Annotated in this window: 21 protein-coding genes and 1 pseudogene; 12 read left to right on the top strand and 10 right to left on the bottom strand. The window is 71.6% G+C overall.

The annotated features are described in order from the left end of the window. Positions 1–61: 61 nt before the first annotated feature. From OOK07_RS01310 to OOK07_RS01325, 4 genes are all read left to right on the top strand, one after another. Positions 62–1,426 carry an FAD-dependent oxidoreductase gene (locus OOK07_RS01310; protein ID WP_266676022.1) on the top strand — a complete coding sequence of 455 codons (1,365 nt, stop codon included), beginning with the start codon at positions 62–64 and terminating at the stop codon, positions 1,424–1,426. Positions 1,427–1,629: 203 nt separating this feature from the next. Further along, a complete protein-coding gene (locus OOK07_RS01315; protein WP_266794708.1) occupies positions 1,630–2,796 on the top strand; it encodes an FAD-dependent oxidoreductase in 1,167 nt (388 codons plus the stop codon). Between the two features lie 28 nt (positions 2,797–2,824). Further along, positions 2,825–3,790 carry a DUF1152 domain-containing protein gene (locus OOK07_RS01320; protein WP_266794709.1) on the top strand — a complete coding sequence of 322 codons (966 nt, stop codon included), beginning with the start codon at positions 2,825–2,827 and terminating at the stop codon, positions 3,788–3,790. A gap of 111 nt (positions 3,791–3,901) precedes the next feature. After that, positions 3,902–4,393: a lamin tail domain-containing protein gene (locus OOK07_RS01325; protein ID WP_266676033.1), complete on the top strand. Its 492-nt coding sequence runs from the start codon at positions 3,902–3,904 to the stop codon at positions 4,391–4,393. A 42-nt stretch (positions 4,394–4,435) separates the two neighbouring features. Here OOK07_RS01325 and OOK07_RS01330 read toward each other — a convergent pair whose 3' ends face one another. Beyond that, entirely contained in the window at positions 4,436–5,437 is a 1,002-nt protein-coding gene (locus OOK07_RS01330) for a hypothetical protein (protein ID WP_266676035.1), read from the bottom strand. Continuing rightward, positions 5,434–5,844 (bottom strand): PadR family transcriptional regulator, encoded by a 411-nt coding sequence (locus OOK07_RS01335; RefSeq protein WP_406311220.1) that lies wholly within the window; start codon positions 5,842–5,844, stop codon positions 5,434–5,436. The genes OOK07_RS01330 and OOK07_RS01335 overlap by 4 nt, the downstream gene beginning before the upstream one ends. A 307-nt stretch (positions 5,845–6,151) precedes the next feature. Here OOK07_RS01335 and OOK07_RS01340 point away from each other — a divergent pair, with 307 nt between their 5' ends. Further along, a complete protein-coding gene (locus OOK07_RS01340; RefSeq protein ID WP_266794710.1) occupies positions 6,152–7,318 on the top strand; it encodes a hypothetical protein in 1,167 nt (388 codons plus the stop codon). An 81-nt stretch (positions 7,319–7,399) separates the two neighbouring features. On the opposite strand, the gene OOK07_RS01345 is transcribed toward OOK07_RS01340, so the two are convergent. Next, entirely contained in the window at positions 7,400–8,431 is a 1,032-nt protein-coding gene (locus tag OOK07_RS01345) for a hypothetical protein (RefSeq protein WP_266676039.1), read from the bottom strand. 238 nt (positions 8,432–8,669) lie between these two features. On the opposite strand from OOK07_RS01345, the gene OOK07_RS01350 reads away from it, so the two are divergent. From OOK07_RS01350 to tgmB, 3 genes are all read left to right on the top strand, one after another. Continuing rightward, entirely contained in the window at positions 8,670–8,960 is a 291-nt protein-coding gene (locus tag OOK07_RS01350; protein WP_266676041.1) for a YkvA family protein, read from the top strand. A gap of 132 nt (positions 8,961–9,092) precedes the next feature. Continuing rightward, a complete protein-coding gene (gene tgmA, locus OOK07_RS01355; RefSeq protein WP_266676043.1) occupies positions 9,093–9,284 on the top strand; it encodes a putative ATP-grasp-modified RiPP in 192 nt (63 codons plus the stop codon). Between the two features lie 17 nt (positions 9,285–9,301). Then, positions 9,302–10,294: an ATP-grasp ribosomal peptide maturase gene (tgmB, locus tag OOK07_RS01360; protein WP_266676045.1), complete on the top strand. Its 993-nt coding sequence runs from the start codon at positions 9,302–9,304 to the stop codon at positions 10,292–10,294. Positions 10,295–10,330: 36 nt separating this feature from the next. On the opposite strand, the gene OOK07_RS01365 is transcribed toward tgmB, so the two are convergent. Both OOK07_RS01365 and OOK07_RS01370 read right to left on the bottom strand, forming a co-directional pair. Further along, a complete protein-coding gene (locus tag OOK07_RS01365; RefSeq protein WP_266683265.1) occupies positions 10,331–10,543 on the bottom strand; it encodes a hypothetical protein in 213 nt (70 codons plus the stop codon). Positions 10,544–10,689: 146 nt separating this feature from the next. Next, positions 10,690–11,055, bottom strand: a complete 366-nt coding sequence (locus tag OOK07_RS01370) for a hypothetical protein (RefSeq protein WP_266801865.1) — start codon at positions 11,053–11,055, stop codon at positions 10,690–10,692. 62 nt (positions 11,056–11,117) lie between these two features. Between OOK07_RS01370 and OOK07_RS01375 the strand changes: the two are divergent. Next, positions 11,118–11,273 (top strand): annotated as a pseudogene (locus OOK07_RS01375) (AraC family transcriptional regulator); the annotation flags it as partial. 27 nt (positions 11,274–11,300) lie between these two features. Here OOK07_RS01375 and OOK07_RS01380 read toward each other — a convergent pair. Continuing rightward, positions 11,301–11,540, bottom strand: coding sequence for a DUF5133 domain-containing protein (locus OOK07_RS01380; protein WP_266676049.1), 240 nt, complete (start codon positions 11,538–11,540; stop codon positions 11,301–11,303). Positions 11,541–11,709: 169 nt separating this feature from the next. Here OOK07_RS01380 and OOK07_RS01385 point away from each other — a divergent pair, with 169 nt between their 5' ends. Continuing rightward, a complete protein-coding gene (locus OOK07_RS01385) occupies positions 11,710–12,045 on the top strand; it encodes a hypothetical protein (RefSeq protein ID WP_266676051.1) in 336 nt (111 codons plus the stop codon). A gap of 15 nt (positions 12,046–12,060) precedes the next feature. On the opposite strand, the gene OOK07_RS01390 is transcribed toward OOK07_RS01385, so the two are convergent. The 3 genes from OOK07_RS01390 to OOK07_RS01400 are packed head-to-tail and all read right to left on the bottom strand — an operon-like array spanning position 12,061 to position 13,436. Then, positions 12,061–12,390: an ATP-binding cassette domain-containing protein gene (locus OOK07_RS01390; RefSeq protein WP_524540333.1), complete on the bottom strand. Its 330-nt coding sequence runs from the start codon at positions 12,388–12,390 to the stop codon at positions 12,061–12,063. Next, the gene (locus tag OOK07_RS01395; RefSeq protein ID WP_266683728.1) at positions 12,321–12,542 is read right to left on the bottom strand and encodes a hypothetical protein; all 222 of its coding nucleotides are present in this window, start codon (positions 12,540–12,542) and stop codon (positions 12,321–12,323) included. The genes OOK07_RS01390 and OOK07_RS01395 overlap by 70 nt, the downstream gene beginning before the upstream one ends. 36 nt (positions 12,543–12,578) lie before the next feature. Next, on the bottom strand, positions 12,579–13,436 hold the full coding sequence (locus OOK07_RS01400; RefSeq protein ID WP_266794711.1) for an aldo/keto reductase: 858 nt from the start codon (positions 13,434–13,436) through the stop codon (positions 12,579–12,581). 260 nt (positions 13,437–13,696) lie between these two features. Here OOK07_RS01400 and OOK07_RS01405 point away from each other — a divergent pair, with 260 nt between their 5' ends. Together OOK07_RS01405 and OOK07_RS01410 are read left to right on the top strand one after the other, a co-directional pair. Then, entirely contained in the window at positions 13,697–14,590 is an 894-nt protein-coding gene (locus OOK07_RS01405) for a Gfo/Idh/MocA family protein (RefSeq protein ID WP_266794712.1), read from the top strand. Between the two features lie 57 nt (positions 14,591–14,647). Beyond that, positions 14,648–15,757 carry a PP2C family protein-serine/threonine phosphatase gene (locus tag OOK07_RS01410; protein ID WP_266794713.1) on the top strand — a complete coding sequence of 370 codons (1,110 nt, stop codon included), beginning with the start codon at positions 14,648–14,650 and terminating at the stop codon, positions 15,755–15,757. On the opposite strand, the gene OOK07_RS01415 is transcribed toward OOK07_RS01410, so the two are convergent. Then, entirely contained in the window at positions 15,729–17,990 is a 2,262-nt protein-coding gene (locus OOK07_RS01415; protein ID WP_266794714.1) for an MMPL family transporter, read from the bottom strand. The two genes, OOK07_RS01410 and OOK07_RS01415, sit on opposite strands and share 29 nt — an antisense overlap. Between the last annotated feature and the right edge of the window lie 22 nt (positions 17,991–18,012).

Consider the following 18,012-nt stretch of genomic DNA (forward strand, 5'->3'; position numbering starts at 1 on the left):
GCTTGCCTTAGCTTAGGCTTCCCGTTCGAGTCGCCTGTCCTCACTCGAAGGGAACCTGATCATGCCGCGCCCCCTGCGGGTAGCCATCGTCGGAGCCGGCCCCGCCGGGATCTACGCCGCCGACGCCCTGCTCAAGTCCGACGTGGCCGCCGAACCCGGCGTGTCCATCGACCTCTTCGAGCGGATGCCCGCCCCGTTCGGCCTGATCCGTTACGGCGTCGCCCCCGACCACCCCCGCATCAAGGGCATCATCACGGCCCTGCACCAGGTGCTCGACAAGCCACAGATCCGGCTCTTCGGCAACGTCGACTACCCGAACGACATCAGCCTGGACGACCTGCGGGTGTTCTACGACGCCGTGATCTTCTCGACGGGCGCGACGGCCGACCGCGAGCTGCGCATACCCGGCATCGACCTCGACGGCTCCTACGGGGCCGCCGACTTCGTGTCCTGGTACGACGGCCACCCGGACGTGCCGCGCACCTGGCCGCTGGAGGCCGAGAAGGTCGCTGTGCTCGGCGTCGGCAACGTCGCCCTCGACGTGGCCCGCATCCTCGCCAAGACCGCTGACGAGCTGCTGCCGACCGAGATCCCGGCGAACGTCCACGACGGCCTGAAGGCCAACAAGGCGCTGGAGGTCCACGTGTTCGGCCGCCGTGGCCCGGCGCAGGCGAAGTTCTCGCCGATGGAGCTGCGGGAGCTGGACCACTCCCCCAACATCGAGGTCATCGTCGACCCCGAGGACATCGACTACGACGAGGGCTCCATCGAGACCCGGCGCGGCAACAAGCAGGCCGACATGGTCGCCAAGACCCTGGAGAACTGGGCGATCCGCGATGTCGGTGACCGCCCGCACAAGCTGTTCCTGCACTTCTTCGAGTCGCCCACCGAGATCCTCGGCGAGGACGGCAGTGTCGTCGGTCTGCGCACCGAGCGCACCGCCCTCGACGGCACCGGCAACGTCAAGGGCACCGGCGAGTTCAAGGACTGGGACGTCACCGCGATCTACCGTGCGGTCGGCTACCTGTCCGACAAACTCCCCAAGCTCCCGTGGGACGTCGGCTCGGGCACGGTCCCGGACGAGGGCGGCCGGGTGCTCCAGGAGTCCGGCGAGCACCTGCAGTCGACGTATGTCACGGGCTGGATCCGGCGCGGTCCGGTGGGCCTGATCGGCCACACCAAGGGCGACGCCAACGAGACGGTGTCCAACCTGCTGGCCGACCATGCGAACGGCCGTCTGCAGACGCCGGGTTCGCCCGAGCCCGAGGCGGTGGACGCCTTCCTCGCCGAGCGCGACGTCCGCTTCACCACCTGGGAGGGCTGGTACAGGCTGGACGCGGCGGAGAAGGCGCTGGGCGAGCCGCAGGGCCGTGAGCGCGTGAAGATCGTCGAGCGCGAGGACATGCTCGGGGCCAGCGGAGCCTGACGCCGGCCAATGCCGGTCGTGTCCCGCGCCCCCCGGCGCCGCGGCCCGACCGGCATCCTCATACGAGCCCGTAGGACGGCTCACGCCGGCAGAGATCGCCGCCTGTCCACGGAACCCCTGCCGTGTCTCAGGCGTTCCTCCAAGTGCGCGTGCCTCTTTGGGCGTACGTGCGCGTGACGGTACGGATTCGAGCGGGGTGGGGCGTGGCACGAGTACTTGTCATCGGCGGCGGAATCGCCGGTACCGCGACGGCGCTGGCCCTGTGCAAGGCGGGCCTCGACGTCGCCGTGTACGAGGCGCATCCCGACTCCGCCGAGGACCTGGGCGCGTTTCTCACCCTCGCGAGCAACGGCATGCGGGCGCTCGCCCAGATCGACGCCTCCCGCGCGGTCACGGCACTCGGCTTCCCGTTGACATCGATGCGGGTCCTGGACGACGCGGGCGCCGAGCTGGCCCAGGTGCCGCTGGGCGAGGCCGCCGCCCCCCTCCTCCAGTTCCGCTGCCTGCGCCGCGGCGACCTCAACTCCGCGCTGCAGGAGGAGGCGGCACGCCGCGGTATCGCCGTCCGGCACGGCGCCCGCCTCACCTCCGTCCAGGACGGACCTGCCGACGTCACCGCGCACTTCAGCGACGGCAGCACGGCCACCGGCGACCTGCTGATCGGCGCCGACGGCCTGAACTCCACGGTCCGACAGCTGATCAGCCCCGACAGGCGGCCGCTCTACGCCGGCCAGCGGGTCTTCTACGGCTACACCGGCACCGCTCCCCTGTCCGAACCGGCCGCGCGCATCACCATGGTGCGCGGCAGCACGGCCGCCTTCGGCTTCGCCGTATCACCCGACGGGGAGACGTACTGGTTCGCGCGCGTGTCCGGCGACCCGCTGTCCGCCGACGAACTCGCGCACGGCTCACCGGCCGGATGGCGCGAGCTGCTGGTGCCGTCGCTGCGCAAGGACGCCACGCCCGCCGCGGACATCGTCGCCGCCACCGGTGACGACCTCCTGGTCACCAACGCCACCGAGCTGCCCGCCGGCACACCCTGGCGCTCCGGCCGGACCCTGCTCGTCGGCGACGCGGCCCATGCGGCCTCCCCCGCGACCGGAGTGGGCGCGTCGATGGCGCTGGAGGATGCCGTGGTTCTCGGGAAGGCGCTGCGCGACGCGCCGGACACCGATGCCGCGCTCTCCCTCTACGAGAACCTGCGCCGTCCTCGCGTGGAGCACAACATCGCCGTCAGCGGCAACATCTCCCGCGGTGGCTCCTCGACACCGCCCGCCACCCGCAGCCCGGCCGCGTCCCGGCCCGGGGAGGACGAACTGGCACGGCTCCTGGAGTGGGAGTCGGATCTGCGGGACATCGCACAGGCCTGACACACCCTCATCCTGTTACCGTCCCCCGATGTTCTCCCTCGGCGAGCCCGCCTTCTTCACCCGCCTGCGTGACGCGAGACGGGTGCTCGTCGCCGGAGCCGGCGGCGGTTTCGACGTGTACGCCGGTCTCCCACTGGCCCTCGCGCTGCGTGCGGCGGGCAAGGAGGTCCATCTGGCGAACCTCTCCTTCGCCGACCTGAACGGGCTCTCCCTGGATGTGTGGCTGGAGGAGGACGTCGCGGCAATCCGCCCGGACACCGTGGCGCGTGGGGACTACTTCCCCGAGCGCACGCTCGCCCGGTGGCTGGACGGGCAGGGTCTGCCGTCCACGGTCCACGCCTTCCCGGGCACGGGAGTCCAGCCGCTGCGCGCCGCCTATCGCGCGCTCATCGGGCATCTCGGCGGGGTGGACGCGGTGGTGCTCGTGGACGGTGGCACCGACATCCTCATGCGGGGCGACGAGCACGGGCTGGGCCCTCCGGAGGAGGACATGGCCAGCCTGGCCGCCGTGCACGGACTGGACGAGATACCCGAGCGGCTCGTGGCCTGCCTGGGGTTCGGGGTGGACGCCCATCACGGGGTCAGCCACTCCCTGGTGCTGGAGAACCTGGCCGCCCTGGACCGGGCCGGCGCGTACCTGGGCGCGTTCTCCCTCCCGCGCGCGAGCCGGGAGGGCGCCCTCTACCTCGACGCGGTGGAGCACGCCCGGCGGAACACACCTGAGTACCCGAGCATCGTGGGCGGCTCGGTCGCGGCGGCCGTGCGCGGCGAGTTCGGTGACGTCCGGTTCACGGAACGCACCAGGGACAGCGAACTGTTCATCAACCCGCTGATGGCCCTGTACTTCTGCGTGGACGCACCCGCGCTCGCCCGCCGCAACCTCTACCTCGACCGGCTGGAGAACACCGTGCTGATGCGGCAGATCAGCACCGCCATCGAGGAGTTCCGGGCCGGACTGCCCCGACAGCGACCGCCGCGCGCCTATCCCCACTGAGCACGGCCCGGCGAGGCCGGCCACATTTCGGTGAAATCGGCTCCTGAAATCCGCCCTGTTGTATACGCTCCAGATCCTTCACCGAATGTCCACACAGGGGGGGCTATCTCCATGCGTATACGTCTTGTCGCCGCCACCGCCGCCGCAGGCACTCTCGCCGTCCTGGCCGCCGTCCCGGCCCATGCCACCGAATATTCGTCGTCACTGAAGCTCAAGGGCGTCCAGTACGACGCGCCCGGCAGAGACTCCAACAGCTGCACCACCGGGAACACGAAGAACGAGTACCTGACGATCAAGAACTACTCGTCGGGAACCACCGTGAACCTCAAGGGCTACGTGGTGAAGGACAAGACCGGCAACAAGTTCACGTTCACCAAGAACCACTACCTCCAGCCCGGTGACTACGTGAAGCTCCGTGGCGGCCGCGGCACCGACTCCGACAGCAACAACGTCGTCTACCGCAACAACTGCAACTTCATCTGGAACAACGACAAGGACACGATCTACCTGTACAAGCCGTCCGGCGCCGGCGCGGACTCACACGCGTACACCAAGAGCAACAACGACAGGGACGGCAACGGGTACATCTCGTTCCACGGGTGACGGCGCGGGCGAGCAGGACCCGCCCGCCCGCGCCCGCGAGCATCAGCGTGCCGCGAGGTCGCGCCTGGCCACCACCGCCAGCACGACGGTCAGCAGCGTGAGCGCGACCGCCTGACCGAGGGCACCGCCGATGAACACGAAGGGGACCCCCGCACCGAACCACGGATACAGCGCGGCGACCCGCACCGACAGGAGCAGCAGACCGAGTGCGGCCAGGGCCACGGCACCGCAGGCGGGGCTCTGGCCCGTGCGGCGACTGCGCAGCAGCAGCCAGCCGAGCGCTCCTACGACGAAGCAGGTGGCCGGCGCCCAGACCGTGTCGCCCATGGCGGGCAGCACCACCTCGGACGCGCCCATGACCACACCGCAGGCCGCGAAGGCGAGGCCGGGAGAGCCGGCGGGCAGCACCGCGACGGGGGCGTCACGGTGGTAGGCGGTACAGAGGGCGAGCGCGGGCAGCCAGGCGAACAGCGCGGTGGAGGTGGCGAACCACGGGTCCGGCGGCGCCAGTTCAGTCACCAGCGGTGCGACGAACGGCCACAGCGTGGGCAGCGCGGCAAGCAGCACGGACGCCTGGGCGAGGCGTCGGCGGTCACGCAGCAGGGCGAAGAAGCCGACCGTCCACAGCAGCGGAAGCGTCCATTCGGCGGCCTCGGCGACGCCGACCAGCGGCCCGCGGCCGGTGAATCCCGACAGGAACATCTCCCAGTTGCGGGTGCCGTGCGTCGACCACCAGGTCAGGCCGAGGACCCTGTCGACGGCGGCGGCGGCCGCCTGCAGGAGCACCGCGAACACGGCGAAGTGACGGACGGCCGACCCGAGCAGTACGTACGGCCGTGGCGCTCCGGTGGCGGCCAGCCTGCTGCGCACGGCGAGGGCGGCGACGCTTGCCACCTCACCCAGCGTGGGCCTGCTCTGGTCCTGCGTCTCCTGGTCGACGTCCCAGAGGTACACCTCGACCATCTCCTCCGCCCGGTCCCGTCGGTAGTAGGCGGGGAGCAGCCGCAGCACCGTGCGGTAGCGCGTCTCGAGCAGCGTCGTCATGCCATACCTCCTGCGAGTCCGGGACCTGCGGACGGATTGACGGAGGGCCCGGTGACCGGGTTCGCGGCCGCACCGGGGGCCTTGCGCCCCTCGGCGATCCGCTCCTTGGCGGCGCTGGCACCGGCCGCCATGCGTTCCGCCTCCGCGTCGAGGGCCCGCATCCCCTCGTCGGTGAGGCGGTAGTAGCGCCGCAGCCGGCCCTCGTGCACCTCCTCGCGGTCCAGGACGATCAGTCCGTCCGCGGTGAGCCGGTCCAGCACGCCGTACAGGGTGCCGACACGCAACCGCACTGTGCCGTCGGACAGTTCCTCGACCTCCCGCAGGATCCCGTAGCCGTGCCGGGGCCGGTCGGCCAGAGCGGTGAGGACGAAGAACGCCGCTTGAGTCATGTTCCTCGACGATGCCATGCGGCCATGATATCTCGGACGCCGATATATCTCGCGTCGGGGAGCTGCTCGGTGTGGCGCGGGCCGGGCCGGGCCGGGCGCGAACAGGGCCCACCCCAAAGCGGATGGTGGGCGGGCCCTGTTCGCGGGCGCCATTGTGGCGGGAGCGGTGCACCGAGGGACACGGGGTGAACCGAGCGGTGTGGGGTGGAGTGCGCGCACCCCGAGTGCGCCGCGCACTTCCCGTGCGCCCCACCCCCGGGTGATCCGAGCCGACCCGCGCCGACGATACTGGTATACGCACATGCCCCCGCCTTCAGTTGGACTCATGCGCTCTTCCCCCTCCGTCCGCCCGACCCCCTCCCCCGCACTGTGGCTCGCCCGCGGCCGCCACACCGGGCCCGCCCCCGACGACGTCGTACGCAGGACCCTCCAACGGCTCAAGGCCGACGAGACCATCGACGACCATCGCGAGGTGCCGGATGCGGAGACCGCGTCGAGCGCCGACGGGTCCGTCTTCGAGGCGCGCTGGACGGTCGCCGGTTCGGTGACCGTCCGGGCCCGGCTGACCCTCGCGCGCGAGGGGGAGCACGGCCGGGAGTGGCTGCTGGCGGCGGAGGCGGAACGCCCGTGGGACCTGGAGTGGCCCTCCCCCGTCACGGTGTTCTGGCCCGACGAGCCGGACGCCTCCTGGGACCACGATCCCGTCACGGGGCTGCGCTTCCGGCAGGTCAACCACCTGCCCGAGGAGGACAAGGACATCCGGCGCCTGCTCAGGAACTCGGTGCGCGGCGGCTGGACCGTCAACCTCGTGGTGCACGAGGCGATGACCCCCGACGAGCGCGGCCGGCTGCCCGTCGCCCGGATGCTGCCGCCGAGCCTGCGCCACCGCGTGGTGGAGCATCGGGTCGCACCGGACCAGCTGCGCATCGTGAACCGGGCCCTGCGCGAGTTCGGTGTGCAGGTCCCGCGCGGCGGTGCCGTCCTGCTGCCCCCGGCGCCGGCCCCGGACGGCTTCGACGCGGACGACTTCTCCGTACGCACGGTCTTCCTGGACGGCTCCCGGCCGACGGAACTCGTCGACGCCCTGACCCGTTTCGCCACGCTGCCGACGCCACTGCCGGACGGCGCCGAGGAGGCCGTCACCGCACTCCGGGAGGACTGGCAGCTGATGACCCTGGAGGAGCAACTCGCGCGCGAGCGCAGGCTCGTGGCCATGTACACCGAGGCGCTCGATGCCATGACGAAGTCCCGGGACCTGTACCGGGAGGCCGCCGAGCGCGCCCACGAGGCACTGGCGGTGTACCGCGAGAACGGCACCGAGATCCCGGCCCGGCCACAGCTCCCCACCCCACCGCAGAGTTCCCCGTTCCAGCAGCTGACCCGAAGGCTGGAGCGCCTCAAGGACACCGCCAGGGCTCTGCGGCCCGCCTCCTCCGGGGACGGCGCTGAGGCCGACGGCGCGGGAGAGCGGCCGGACGGCTCCGGTCGCTGAGGAGACCCGCAAGGGCGCCCGCGGTCCTGAGGACCGCGGGCGCGAGACCGTGGCGGGGTGCGGACCGTGCGCAAACGGCGGTCAGTCGGACCGGTTCGCCGTGGCCAGGTGCCGGGCGTCGGCATTCACCGGCAGCTGATTCGAGGCGATGCCCACGACCAGGGCCATCAGGGCCGCGAGTGCCGCGATGACGGCTGCCAGGCCCGCGACCCAGCTCGGCGCGAGCGTGAGATCCAACGCCCGGGACAGCCACGCCGAGTGGAACCGGCCCTGGTACAACTGGGCCGCGGCGAGCATCGCCGGCACCACGACCGCGACCGCGAGAGCGGGCGGGACGGGCCGCAGGGTCAGCAGCACGGCGAGCATCGCGCACAGCGCCGACACCGCGACGGACGAGGCGTAGAGGGCGAGGGGCTCGCCGTCCTCGTACAGCGGGAACCAGAGCATCGCGCACAGGAAGAGCGCGGCTGCCACGAGCAGGCCCGGCCAGGACAGGCGCTCGGCGGGGCGGTCCGGCGTACGGGCGAGGCGTTGTGGCGGGCGGTCGGCACCGAAGGAGGGCGGGGCCAGGGGAACGGGCGGCGGGAAGACGCCGCCGGGGGCCCACTCCGTCTCACCGTGGGGCTGTCCCGACGGTTCCGTCTCGGGCAGGGCGGCGAGGGCCTCACGTTCTTCACTGAGCCGGCCGATGAGTTCCACGAGGTCCTCGACCGGCCGCGCCGAGGCGGCCGCCCGTACCGCCTCCTGACCGAAGTGGCGTTCCGTCTGCGTCCGGTGCAGCAGCGCCATCAGGCGCGTCACCTCCTCCACCGGACGGATCTCGGCCGCCGCGCGGATGGCCTCGTCCGCGCTGGCCGCGTCGCGCGGCGGGCGTGTGAGCAGGGTCACCAGCCGGGTGATGTCCTCCACGGAGCGGTCCGTGCCGACCGCGCGCAGCGCGTCGACGGTGGCCCGCGCGTACTGCGGGGACTGCTCCAGCAGGGTGATCAGGTCGGCGACTTCCTCCAGTGGGCGGTCGGCGACCGCGGCGTGCACCAGGGCGCTGACCGGGTCGTCGTCCATGGCGGCTATGGAGGGGTCGTGGGAATGGGGTGATGAAGCGCGGATGCTCATGAATCTCCTCCATGGAAGAGATGGAACGGTTCGCCTGCTCACGCGTCTCCCGACGCTTTTCACGACGTTGCTGTGCAGTGCCAGTACTAGGTGCTGCTTCCACCCCGTGCCACTCGGGTGGGCCACAGGTATGAACCCCTGCCGCCTTTCTGACGGCGGATAAGGACACGTACGACGGCCGGATGCGGGAATCCGGGAAGAGGGCGCGCCGGACGGCACGCCGGACGGAGGAGAATCCGTGAAACCGACCACAACGGTGATCGTCGTCACCATTGCCCTCGCGGCGCTCATCCTCACCGTGGCCGTCATCCTGCTGGTGCGACTGGTGCGGGCGCGGCGCGACCTGAGGCGCGCCGGGCTGCCCACGGGGCCGCGCTGGGTTTTCTGGGGTGCCGTTCTCTACTTCGTACTGCCGACCGACCTGCTCCCCGACCCGATCTACCTGGACGACATCGGCGTCCTTCTCCTCGCTCTGCGCACCATGCGCGGCTCCCTCGACGTGCCGAATCGTCACGAAACCTCCCTGTGACTACGCAGAGTAAGGAAACCAATCACTCGTTCGATTCGTATAAGTGACTGGAAGGGCAATGCAGTCGGCGGACCGGGCGGCGCCGCAGGGCGGGGACGACTGGGTCGGTGCTGCACTGACGAGGGAGAGACGATGCAACCGTTCGCGCTCAACTACGCACGTCCGGCGGTGGAGTCGGGGGCCACGACTCCGTACGTCTACGACTCCGGGCTGCAGTTGAACGTGCTCATGGACGGCCGGGTCGCCGCCGGCGACCCGGCTCTGCTCAGAGAGCTCGGAACCACGACCTCCACCGCGGGCTCCAAGACACACTTCGACGACTGAACGCGGAACCGTCGACGATGACCGTGCTGATCCTGACCTCTGAAGAGGACGTGACGGCCGACATGGTGGTCGTGCACCTCAACTCGTCCGGGGTCCCGGTGGTCCGCCTCGACCCCGCGGACCTCCCCGGTGGAGTCGCGCTGTCCGGTGAGTTCGTCCACGGCGCCTTCCGCGGCCATCTCCAGTCCGCGGGCCGCCTGGTGAGCGTCTCCGGGCTGCGGTCGGTGTGGGTGCGCAGACCGGGGGACGCCGCCTCCCGGGCGGCCGAGCCCTCCGCGTGGCTGACCGAGGAGTCCTCGCAGGCCCTCTACGGCATGCTCCGTGGCTCGGAGGCCCGCTGGATGAACCATCCCGACGCGGCCCGACGCGCTCGCCACAAGCCCTGGCAGCTGCGGCTCGCCCAGCGCTGCGGGCTGCCCGTCCCGGCCACCCTGATCACGACGTACCCGCAGGCAGCCCGTGAGTTCGCCGACCGCTATCCGGATCTGGTGGTCAAGCCGGTCTCCGGGGCGCACCCGCAGGATCCGCCCCGGGCGGTGCCGACGAGCCGGGTCGCACCGGGCACGGACTTCTCCGCCGTGGCGTTCGGGCCCACGCTGCTGCAGCGCCGGGTGGGAAAGCGGGCCGACATCCGGCTGACCGTGGTGGGCGAGCGGCTGCTGGCGGCCCGCAAGGCGGCCGCCGAGGATGCGGATCCGGACGACCCCGGCGCCGTGGACGTGCGCTTCGCCTCGCCGGACATTCCGTGGGAGGCCACCGAGGTTCCGCCGCGTATCGCCGCCGGTGTCCGCTCCTACCTGGACGAGGCCGAACTGTCCTACGGCGCCTTCGACTTCGCCGAGGACACCGACGGGATCTGGTGGTTTCTGGAGTGCAACCAGTCGGGGCAGTTCGGCTTCGTCGAGGTGGAGACGGGGCTGCCGATCGCCCGGACCGTGGCGGAGTGGCTCGCCCGTCCCGGCCCCGAGCCGCAGAGACACGCCAACGGCTCCAACACCACGGTGTGCTGAAGGCGGGGTCGGTGGTAGGAGGTCAGTGGGGGGAGGTCAGTGGGGAAGCGAGCCGGGCATCAGTGCGCTGCGCTGCCAGCCGGCACCCGGGGAGGCCTGGCGCTCGGGGGACGCTACGCCGAAGGACTGCAACGGCCGCATGACGTACTCCAGTTCCCGCGTCACGCGCTCGGCCTCCCTGCGAGCCTGAGTGGGGACGTCGCCGCGCTCGGCGACGAGTCGGTCGTAGATCGGGGAATCCTGGAACACCAACGCGCCTTTCGTGTGGTGGCCCATGCGCATGGGCACGGCTGTCGAGTGTATGCGCCCCGGCGGACCGTGGCGTGAATTCCCCAGGAGCACTTGACGTCGGCACCACGGTCCGGATGGCCTGCGCCTGCGGGCGCTCCGAGCCGTCAGGGCCCGGTCGTCGAGCCGGGCCGCACGATCATCAGGACGGTGACGGTCGCCCACGGCAGGTTGAAGATGCCGGTGAACATGGCGAGTTGAACCGTGTCCGAGCGCTCCACCGCCTGCCGCGCGTCCCCGAAGAGTTCCTCCTGACGGGGCAGGACGAACGCGACCAGGATGCCGGCGGCCACGGCGGTCAGCGTGATGGACGCGACGAGCCGTGAGTCGCCGAGCACTCCCATCGCGGACGCGGTGGCGAAACCGAAGGCGGGTACGGCGAGGCCTATGCCGGAGGAGACGCGGCAGATCCGGTGCAGCAGACGGAGAGTGCCTGCCCCGTCGCCGGCCCGGCGTACCGCCGGCGGGAACATGCTGGCCGCCACGGTGACGGGACCGATGGCAACAATGGCCGCCAGGACGTGCAGAGACAGCGAACAGCGACCGTCCGATCGAACGGATCGCACAGCAGGCGGGGTTCGGGTCTGCGACTGCGTTCCGTGAGCGCTTCCGCAGGGTGGTCGGGACCACTCCGCAGGCCTACCGCTCGGCTTTCCACGGAAAGGCGCGCGTCCCGGCCGGGCCATCCTGAGCGCCGGTGGCAGAGGGCGTCACCGGCTCAGACGGCCAGTGACAGACCGTCCTCGCCGTCCGCCGTCCCCCGCGAGGCGATCAGCAGGGCGTCGGCCCTCGCGATGGCCTCCTCGACGCTCGTTGCTCCCATCGTCGTGCACAGGATGCGGCTGACGTCCGCCAGCTCCCTTGCCACCTGTGGCTTCTCGCGCTCCGCCTGCGCGATGCGCAGCGACGCGTATCTGGTGAGCAACGTTCTGACGACCTTCGGGTCCGGAATGAGCACGAAGCGCCCCTCTCTTGGTTTTCGCCTCGTCTTCCCGGGCAGGGCCGGACCATTCACATCTTTCGCGCCCTGGGCCTCGATTGACGCAGTACCGCCGCTCGACCCGATTCCCGGCGCGCCCCGAGGCGTTGAACAGAGGGTAGCCCTCCGAGCACGAACGGTGAAGCCAATGAACCACTCCGGCCGCCTTCTCTGCGCCCTCTATCTCGCCACCTGCGGCGGACTCGCCTGGACCACGGTCCTCGAATTCCTCCACGGCCCACGGTGGGCCGCGTTCCTGTTCGCCGCGGCCAGTCTGGTTCCGGTCATCGCCGTGGTGCGCGAGACCCTGATCCGCGACCTGCGCGAGTCCGCCGCCGGGCCGCGCCGTCCCGCACCTACGGCCGCCGACGAGGTCGTCCGCGGGGAGCTGGAAGCCGCTTGCTGCGAACGCTGGTGGACGAGCCTCGGCCGCGACCACGACGTGAGCTGCCCGCACGGGATGCGACGCAGCAGCGCCGCCTGACGCTCCCGGACTCTCTCAGGGCGACCTGTCCACCGTGCAGCCGTGTGTACCCCCGCCGCCACGCAACAGTTCCTCGTGCGTGCCAATCTCCACGATGCGGCCCTCGCCCGTCACCGCGATCCGGTCGGCGCCCCGCACGGTGGACGGCCGGTGCGCCACCACGAACACGGTCCGTCCGTTCAGCAGCCGGGCCGGCGCCTGCCGGACGAGGGCCTCCGCGCGGGTGTCCGGGGCCGAGGTCGCCTCGTCCAGGATCAGCACCTTGGGATCCCGGGTCAGCGCGCGGGCGATGGCGAGGCGCTGGCGTTGCCCGCCCGGCAGCCGGGCCCCGCGCTCGCCGGCCACGGTGTCCAGGCCGTGCGGCTGTGCTTGACGGTGAACACGCCGACCGCCGCGATCAGGTGGCGGCGGTCGGCGCGGAACAGGTACCCGCGGGTGCGGATCGAGTGGTCGTCGCGGTAGCGGTGGTCGATGGGCCTCTCCGACGACGACGCCATCGACGGGGGTCCTGCGTGGTGACCGTGTGTGTCGTGTCAGACGGCGTCGAGCTGCGCGACTTCCTCGGGGCTGAGCTCCAGGTCGGTCGCGCCGAGGGAGTCCAGGATGGTCTCCGGGCGGCTGGAACCCGGAATGGGCACCACCACCGGCGACTTGGCGAGCATCCACGCCAGGCACACGCGCTGCGGGCTCACCCCGTGGGCCTCGGCGATCCGGGCGAACGGCGCGTAGGTGGAGCCCAGTTCACCGGCCCGGAAGATACCGCCCAGCGGGCTCCAGGGCAGGAACGCGATGCCCAGCTCGTCGCACAGGTCAAGCTCCGGCTCGCTGGAGCGGAAGGCCGGGGAGAACTGGTTCTGCACGGAGACCAGGCGCCCGCCGAGGATCTCGTTGGCCTCCCTGATCCGGTCGGGGTCGGCGTTGGAGATGCCTGCCATGCGGATCTTGCCCTCGTCCAGCAGGTCCCGCACCGCACCGACGGACTCGGCGTACGGCACCTTCGGGTCGGGGCGGTGGAACTGGTAGAGGCCGATGGCCTCCACGCCCAGCCGGCGCAGGGACGCCTCGCAGGCCTCCTTGAGGTGGCGGGGGCTCCCGTCGAGGGTCCAGCTGCCGTCGCCGGGGCGCAGATGGCCGCCCTTGGTGGCGACCAGGACGTCCCCGCCACGGTCGTGGGAGGCGAGCGCCTTGGCGATCAGGGTCTCGTTGTGGCCGACCTCGTGGGCGTCGCGGTGGTAGGCGTCCGCGGTGTCGATCAGCGTCACGCCGGCGTCGAGGGCGGCGTGGATCGTGGCGAGCGAACGCGCCTCGTCCGGCCGTCCCTCGATCGACATGGGCATCCCGCCCAGGCCGATCGCGCTGACGTCGATGTCACCGATGCGGCGGTTGTGCATGTGCTCGTGACCTCTTCAGATGGTGGCGCGGGACCGAATGGCGTTCGACCCCCCGCACATGGCGTGCGGAGGCGCCGGAACTCGTTCCAGCGTGACCCTCCTGCGGGCCGGAGGTCCAATAGAGGAAAGAGAACGCATTAAGCAGCCGGGCAACTGAATCGCCGGGCAGGGGGAACCGGCCCGCACGGCCTGCCGGTGGGTGTGCGAGGCTCACTGCCGAGCAGCCGCCACGACGGGCGGCGCGGTGGAGAGGCGGCGGCATGCGCATCGGTCTGCTCGGTACCGGCCCCTGGGCGGCGATGGCTCATGCCCCAGCCCTGAGCGAGCACGCGGGACTGGACTTCGCCGGAGTGTGGGGCCGCCGCTCCGAGGCCGCGAAGGAACTCGCCGACCGGCACGGCACGCGCGCCTACGACGACGTCGACGCGCTGCTCGCCGACGTGGACGCGGTCGCCCTGGCCCTGCCGCCGGCCGTGCAGGCCGATCTCGCGGTGCGCGCGGCGCGGGCGGGGCGTCATCTGCTGCTGGACAAGCCGCTCGCGACGACGGTGGCGCAGGGGCGGGCGGTGGCCGACGCCGTGCGGGACGCCGGGGTCGCCTCGGTCGTCTTCTTCACCAGCCGTTTCGTGCCGGACACCGAGGCCTGGATCACCGAACAGGCGGACGCGGGAGGCTGGTTCACCGGGCGCGCGGAGTGGTTGGGAGCGCTGTTCGGCGGCGACGGCGACAGCCCGTTCGCGGACTCGCCGTGGCGGCAGGAGAAGGGCGCCCTGTGGGACGTGGGGCCGCACGCCCTCTCCGTGCTGCTGCCGGTCCTCGGCGACGCCCGCCGGGTGACCGCCGCGGCGCCGGGCCCCGGCGACACCGTCCATCTGGTCCTCGACCACGTCGGCGGCGCGTCGAGCACCCTCACCCTCAGCCTCTCGGCGCCGGCCGCGGCCGCCGGAGCCACGGTCGAGCTGCGCGGCAGGGCGGGGGTGGCCGTGCTCCCGGACAGCGGTGAGGGGCCGGTCACCGCCCTCGTCCAGGCCGCCGACGCCCTGCTCACCGCCGCCGGCACCGGCCGGCCGCACCCCTGCGACGCGGCTTTCGGCCTGCGGGTCACGGAGATCCTCGCGGAGGCCGAGGCGCTGATGGACGGCGCCGCGCGCTGACGCGGACGGCGGCCCCTCCGGCATGCGGGACGCGCCCCGGCGTAGGAGCGTGGTGGTGTGGGAAAGGTGCCCGTCCTGTCGCCGCGCCGGGACCACGCCCGGCGGGGCTGGCTGCGGGGCGCGCCGCCGCCGCGCTGGGTGAAGGTTCTTCCGGTCGTCCTGATCGCCGGCGTGTGCACGGCCACGCTGCTGAGCCCCGACCCCATCGACATCGGGTTCCTGCTGGGAGCCATCCCACCGCTGGCCGTCCTGTCGTACGGCCCCTGGGCGACCGCGGTCCTCGGCGCACTCGTGGTCGCCGTCCTCAACATCCCGGCCTTCAATCTCAACCACCCCGGCAACACCGACCTGTTGACCATCAGCTTCGTCTCCGTGCTGAGCGTGTTCGTGTCGTACGTGCGCAGTCGTCGCGACGCCCAGCTGGACCTGGAGCGCACGGTCGCCGAGGCCGCGCAGCGCGCCGTAGTGCCGCCGCTGCCCGAGCGGGTCGGCCCGGTCCGCTGTGTGGGCCTGTACCGGGCCGCGGAGCGCGGCACGCTGGTGGGGGGCGATTTCTTCGACGTACGGGAGGGGCCGCACGGCGTGCGGGCCGTGATGGGCGACGTCCAGGGGCACGGGCTGTCCGCGGTCGCCACGGTCGCCTCGCTGCTGGGGGCCTTCCATGAGGCGGTGCTGGACCAGCCCGACCTGGAGTCGGTCGCCGCCCGTCTCGACCGCAGGCTGGTCGTGGACTCGGCGGCCTCGCGGTACGCCGAGCTGTTCGCGACCGCCGTGCTGCTGGAGTTCTCCCGCGACGCCCAGGCGGTTCGGATGGTCTCCTGCGGGCATCCTGCACCGCTGCTGCTGAGTGGCGGGAAGGTCACCGAACTCGACCTCGTCGCCTGGACGCCGCTCGGTCTCGGCCTGTCCGACGGCGGCCCGGACTCCGCGCTCACGCTCCGGCTGGAGCCCGGCCAGAGCCTCTTCCTCGCCTCGGACGGCGTGAGTGAGGCCAGGGACGCCTCGGGCGCCTTCTACCCGCTGACCGACCGCCTGTGCGCCCTTGGCGACACCGATCCGGCCGTGCTCGCCGACCGGGTCTGGGCGGATCTCGTACGCCACTGCCCTGCCGTCGTCGACGACGTGACGATGCTCGTCCTCACGCCCTCGTCACGGGACGTTCGCTGACGTTCTGCCCGGCACCGTGCTCCTGGTTGCCCTCCGCGTCGATGTGCGGCAGGACCCGGTCGAGCCAGCGCGGAGTCCACCAGGCGTGCTTGCCCAGCAGGGTCATCACCGCGGGCACCATGAGCAGCCGCACCACGGTCGCATCGATCAGCACGCTCACCGCGAGCCCCAGTCCGAGCATCTTGACCACGATGTTGTCGCTGACGATGAAGGCGGCGAACACGCTCACCATGATCAGTGCCGCGCAGGTGATGACCCGGGCGGTGATCTCCAGGGCATGGGCGACCGAGGCTTTGGCGTCCGAGGTGCGCAGCCAGGACTCGTGGACGCGGGAGAGCAGGAAGATCTCGTAGTCCATGCTCAGGCCGAAGATGATCGCGAACATCATCATCGGCACATAGCTCTCGATGGGCACCTTGCCGTGGACGCCCAGCGCCGGCCCGCCCCAGCCCCACTGGAAGACGGCCACGACGACGCCGTACGAGGCCCCGATGGACAGCACGTTCAGGACGGCCGCCTTGACGGCGACGAGCAGGCCGCGGAAGACCGCGAGGATGATCAGGAAGGCCAGGGCGACCACCACGCCGATGATCAGGGGCAGTCGGCCGGCCACGATGTCGCGGAAGTCGACCTGGGCCGCCGTGGTGCCGGTGACATAGCCCTTGGCGGGCGTGCCGGAGACCGCGTCCGGGAGGGTGTCGTGGACCAGGCGGTTGGTCAGGGCGGTGGTGTCGGCGCTCTGCGGGGACTGCTTCGAGTAGACGGTGCCGATGAGGACGTCGCCGTCCTTGGTGGGCGTCAGCGAAGTGACCGTGGAGGCGCCGGCGACGGAGTTGAGGGTCTTCTGCGCCTGGGAGGACAGGGTGGAGCGCTGGGACGAGGAGACGGAGGTCTGGTCGATGACGACGGTGAGCGGGCCGTTGGAGCCGGGGCCGAACGCATCGGTCATCAGGTCGTAGGCGCGACGGTCGGTGAAGGAGGTGGGGTCGGCACCGTCACCGATGTGGCCCAGCTGGATGGAGAACACCGGGATCGCCAGGACGACCACGACGCCGACACCTGCCGCCAGGAACTGCCAGGGCCTGCGCTCCACGCGCTGGGCGTAGCGGTGCCAGGTCCCCTGGGGCGCGGCTCCGGGCTCCGCGTCGGTCTCGGCGACGGGGCGGCGCAGGTGGTAACGGTCGATGTGTTTGCCGATGAGCCCGAGCAGGGCCGGGACCAGGGTCAGCGCGCCGATGACCGCCGAGACGACCGTCACGGCGGCGGCCAGGCCGAGTTTGCCGATGAAGCTCACGCCGGAGGCGTACAGCCCGGCGAGGGCGACGATCACGGTGCAGCCGGAGACCAGGACCGCCCGCCCGCTGGTGGCGGTGGCGTGCCCGGCCGAGTGCACCGGATCGGCGCCGTCCATGAGGTTCTGCCGGTGCCGGGTGCTCAGGAACAGGGCGTAGTCGATGCCGACGCCGAGGCCGATCATCGTCGCCAGGGTCGGCGAGACGGTGGCGAAGGTGAAGGCCGCGGCGAGCAGCCCGAGGCAGGCGAGCCCGGCGATCGCGCTGAGCAGCGCGGTCAGCAGGGGCAGCCCGGCGGCGATCACGCTGCCGAAGCCGACGATCAGGACGACGATGGCGACGGCGAAGCCGATGAGTTCGCTCAGGCGGTCGTTGCCGGCGGGCCGGGCCAGTTCGCCCAGCGGTCCGCCGTACTCGACCTGCGCTCCGGCCGAGCGCAGCGGCTGGACCGCCTTGTCGACTCCGTTCAGGTAGCTGTCACCCAGCGTCGAGGGCTGGACGTCGAAGCGGACGGTGATGTAGGCCGTCTTCCCGTCGGAGGACACCGGCCCGACCTTCGAGGCGGGGGCGGACAGCGGGTTCTGGGCGGACAGGACGTGCGGCAGCTTCTGCAGGTCGCCCACCGTGGTGGACATCTGCGAACCGAGCGACGTGACGGACTTCTGCCCGTCGTGCAGGACGATCTGGCTGCCGTATCCGCCCGCCGCCGGGTCGTGCTTCTGCAGCACGTCCAGGCCCTGCTGGGACTGGACACCCGGAAGGGAGAAGTTGTCGGAGTAGTCGCCCCCGAAGGACCGGTTGAGGAACTGCAGCGCCACCAGGGCAACGAGCCAGGCGACGATGACGATCACGAAGTGGCGGGCACACCATTCTCCGAGGCGTCGCAGCACCCCCTTGGCGACGGTGTCCCTCCCCCCCGCGTCGGTGCCGGTCGGTGCCATGGCCTCGGCCTTCTCTGCCGGT

It is taken from the genome of Streptomyces sp. NBC_00078 (genome assembly GCF_026343335.1).
In the GTDB taxonomy this organism is placed as follows: Bacteria; Actinomycetota; Actinomycetes; order Streptomycetales; family Streptomycetaceae; genus Streptomyces.